Below are 3399 nucleotides of genomic sequence, written 5' to 3' on the forward strand. Positions count from 1 at the left end.
TACCGGTGGCTCTGGAGTTTCTACCTCGGCCCCGCCCTTACCCTGCCCTTTCTGGCGGGGCTGTGGGGGTCGCGCCGGCAGCGCTGGACGCTGTTCGCCGCCGGCACCTTCCTGCTCGTGGCCGCGGCCAACGCGGCCACGGTGGCGGGGTTTCCCCACTACTACGCACCGGTGGCGCCCCTGATCCTGCTCCTGGCGGTGCAGGGTCTGCGGCGCCTGGGAACCTGGCGGTGGAGGGGCCGCGCCCGCGGGCGGCTCCTGGGCGGGGGCCTCCTTGCGGCAGCCCTGGCCACGTTCACGGTGGGCGCGGGCGTGCACGCCCATTACGCGACTTCGGGAGTCCACCCCAAGATCTGGAGCCAGCACCGGGCCGAGATCGCTTCCCGCCTGGAGACCATGGACGGGCGCCACCTGGTGCTGGTGCGCGGCCCACCTCCCAGCCCCGACCGCAACGACGAGTGGGTCTACAACCGGGCCCACATCGAGGGCGCCAAGGTCGTTTGGGCGCGGGAGCTCGGCCCCGAAGCCGACGTGCGCCTCCTGCGGCACTTCCGGGACCGGGTGCTCTGGTCGCTCCGGGTCGACACCCGGCACATGCGGTTCGGGCCCTACGGGACCCTGCGCGATCCCTGAGACGGAAGGGAGCGACCGATCCCGAGGCTCTGCCTCGGACCTGCTCTGCGCGACTGCCCCTCCTCGACGCCCGGCTCTCCTCGGGTAGACTGTGGCGGCGCACCGGAGCGGGGGCCGGGGGGCCCCGGGGGGAAGCGCGAGGGAGGAACTCCGATGAACCGGCAGGAAGTCCTTCGGGCCTACCGCCAGATGCGGCTCGCCCGGGCCTTCGAGACCAAGGTGGCCGAGCTCTACCAGAAGGGCCGGATGGGGGGGTTCTCGCACCTGTACACCGGCGAGGAGGCCGTGGCGGTGGGGGCGCTGTGGCCCCTGCGGCCCGACGACCACGTGCTGGGGAGCTACCGGGACCACGTCTACCTCCTGGTGCGGGGCACCGACCCCGGCGCCGTCATGGCCGAGCTCTACGGGCACTCCGACGGGTGCTGCAAGGGCCTGGGGGGCTCCATGCACCTCTACGACCGGGAGCGCAACTTCCACGGGGGCTACGCCATCGTGGCCGGGGAGTGCCCCGTGGCGGTGGGGCTGGGGCTCTCGGTCAAGTACCGGGAGGGAGACCAGGTGGTGGTGTGCTTCTTCGGCGACGGCGCCACCAACCAGGGCGTGTACCACGAGGCCCTGAACATGGCGGGGCTGTGGAAGCTCCCCATCGTCTTCGTGTGCGAGAACAACGAGTACGCCATCGGCACGAGCGTGGAGCGTTCCAGCGCCGAGCGGAACCTGGCCAGGAAGGCCTCGGTCTACGGAATGCCCGCCGAGGCGGTGGACGGCATGGACTTCTTCAAGATGGTCTCCGCAGCCGAGCGCGCCGTGGCCCGGGCCCGCCGGGGGGAGGGCCCCACGTTCATCGAGGCCCGGTGCTACCGCTACCGGGGACACTCCATGAGCGACCCGGCCACCTACCGCTCCAAGGAAGAGGTGGAGTTCTGGCGCGGCCGCGACGTGCTGGAGAAGCTCCGGGGCCAGATCCGGCACGACTTCGAAGTTCCCGACGAGGAGTTCGACGGCCTCGACGCCGAGGTGCGCGAGGCCATCGAGGCCGCCGTGGCCGTAGCCGAGGCGGGCCGCGAGCTCTCCCTGGAAGAGGCGAGGAAGCTCGTGTACGTGAGGCCATAGGCGGTTGCGCACGGTCCGCCCTGGCACCACCCAACCCGCTGGCCCGAGCGGGTCCGACCCGTCGGACCCGTCTGACCTGTCCGACGCGTCGGACGACCCTTCTGCTCCGGAGCTCGCGCCATGCCCGTCCTTACCTATCGCGAAGCCCTGAACCAGGCCCTCCGGGAGGAGCTGGCCCGGGACCCCGACGTGCTCCTCTTCGGGGAGGACGTGGCGGAGTACGGAGGGTCCTTCAAGGTCACCCAGGGGCTCCTCCAGGAGTTCGGGCCCCGGCGGGTGCTCGACACCCCCATCTCCGAGGCCGCGATCGTGGGCACGGCCGTGGGGCTGGCCCTCGGGGGGCTGCGCCCGGTGGCGGAGCTCATGACCGTGAACTTCGCCCTGGTGGCCTTCGACCAGATCGTGAACCACCTGGCGAAGATGTACTTCATGTTCGGGGGTCAGTGCCCCATGCCGGTGACCATCCGGGCCCCGGGAGGGGGCGGCCACCAGCTCGGCGCCCAGCACAGCCATAGTCTCGAGGCGGTCTTTTCCCACTTTCCGGGCCTCAAGGTGGTCTACCCCTCGACACCTCGGACCGCCAAGGCGCTCCTGCTGGCCGCGATCCGCGATGACGACCCGGTGCTCTTCCTGGAGCACGAGGGGCTATACAACGACAAGGGCGAGGTGCCCGAGGGCCTGGAGCCCCTGCCCCTGGGCCGGGCGGAGGTGGTGCGGCCGGGGGAGGACGTGACCCTCGTCGGCTACGGCCGCATGGCGCGGCTCGCCCTGGAGGCCGCCGAAGCGCTGGAGGCCGACGAGATCTCGGCGGAGGTGGTGGACCTCTTGAGCCTGCGTCCCCTGGACTGGGACACGGTGGCGGCGTCGGTGGCCAGGACCCGGCGGGCGGTGGTGGTGGAGGAGTGCTGGCCCCGTTGCGGGATCGGGGCGGATCTCGTGGCGGGCCTCTGCGATCGGGTCTTCTGGGAGCTCGAAGCCCCCATCGTTCGGGTCTCGGGCGAGGACATCCCGGCACCGTACGCAAGGGAGCTGGAGCAGGCCTGCATCCCCGATCCCGCGAAGATCGCCGCCGCCGCAAGGCGGGTCGTGGACGCGTGAGACGTGACGCGTGAAACGTGAGACGTGAAGCGCGACGGGTCCGATCCGTCGGATCCGTCGGATCCGTCGGATCGGTCGGATCGGTCGGATCGGTCCGGACGCCAACCCGCAACTTGCCACGAACAACCTGCCGGAGCCCTGCCATGCCCATCGACATCACCATGCCAAAGCTCACCGACTCCATGGAGGAGGGGCGGATCGTGGAGTGGAAGGTGGGACCGGGGGACCGGGTGCGCGAGGGGGACGTGCTCGCGGAGATCGAGACCGACAAGGCGGTGATGGAGCTCGAAAGCTTCTGGGATGGAACCGTGGCCGAGCTCCTGCGGGGGAACGGGGACGTGGCCGCCGTGGGGGACGTGATCGCCCGGATCGCGCGAGCCGGGGAGGAGGCCGGGGTTTCCCCTGGGGAGCCCGAGCCGCTGCCCGAGGGGGAACTTCTTCCGAAGCCGCCCGAGCCCGAGGGTCCGGACGAGGCCCGCCCCCCGGGTGGTCCGGAGGGCAAGGCCCCGACCCCCACCGAGGCCCCGACCCCCGCCGCGAACGGGCAGCCCTCGA

4 protein-coding genes are annotated in these 3399 nt (G+C 71.5%); all 4 read left to right on the forward strand.

The window, feature by feature from the left end; all coding sequences use genetic code 11:
- The coding region (locus tag AB1578_22720; protein ID MEW6490712.1) for a hypothetical protein at positions 1-633 on the forward strand (633 nt) is incomplete at its 5' end.
- Positions 634-786: 153 nt separating this feature from the next.
- The gene (gene pdhA, locus AB1578_22725; GenBank protein ID MEW6490713.1) at positions 787-1746 is read left to right on the forward strand and encodes a pyruvate dehydrogenase (acetyl-transferring) E1 component subunit alpha; all 960 of its coding nucleotides are present in this window, start codon (positions 787-789) and stop codon (positions 1744-1746) included.
- A gap of 120 nt (positions 1747-1866) precedes the next feature.
- Positions 1867-2844, forward strand: a complete 978-nt coding sequence (locus AB1578_22730) for an alpha-ketoacid dehydrogenase subunit beta (protein ID MEW6490714.1) — start codon at positions 1867-1869, stop codon at positions 2842-2844.
- Positions 2845-2987: 143 nt separating this feature from the next.
- Positions 2988-3399, forward strand: a 412-nt coding sequence (locus AB1578_22735) for a biotin/lipoyl-containing protein (protein MEW6490715.1), incomplete at its 3' end; no start/stop codon positions are given.

The sequence above is a fragment of the Thermodesulfobacteriota bacterium genome (assembly GCA_040756475.1).
Classification (GTDB): domain Bacteria; phylum Desulfobacterota; class Deferrisomatia; order Deferrisomatales; family JACRMM01; genus JBFLZB01.

Coding starts and splice junctions, on each gene's coding strand:
- pdhA (MEW6490713.1), top strand. CDS start 787: ATGAACCGGCAGGAAGTCCTTCGGGCCTACCGCCAGATGCGGCTCGCC.
- AB1578_22730 (MEW6490714.1), top strand. CDS start 1,867: ATGCCCGTCCTTACCTATCGCGAAGCCCTGAACCAGGCCCTCCGGGAG.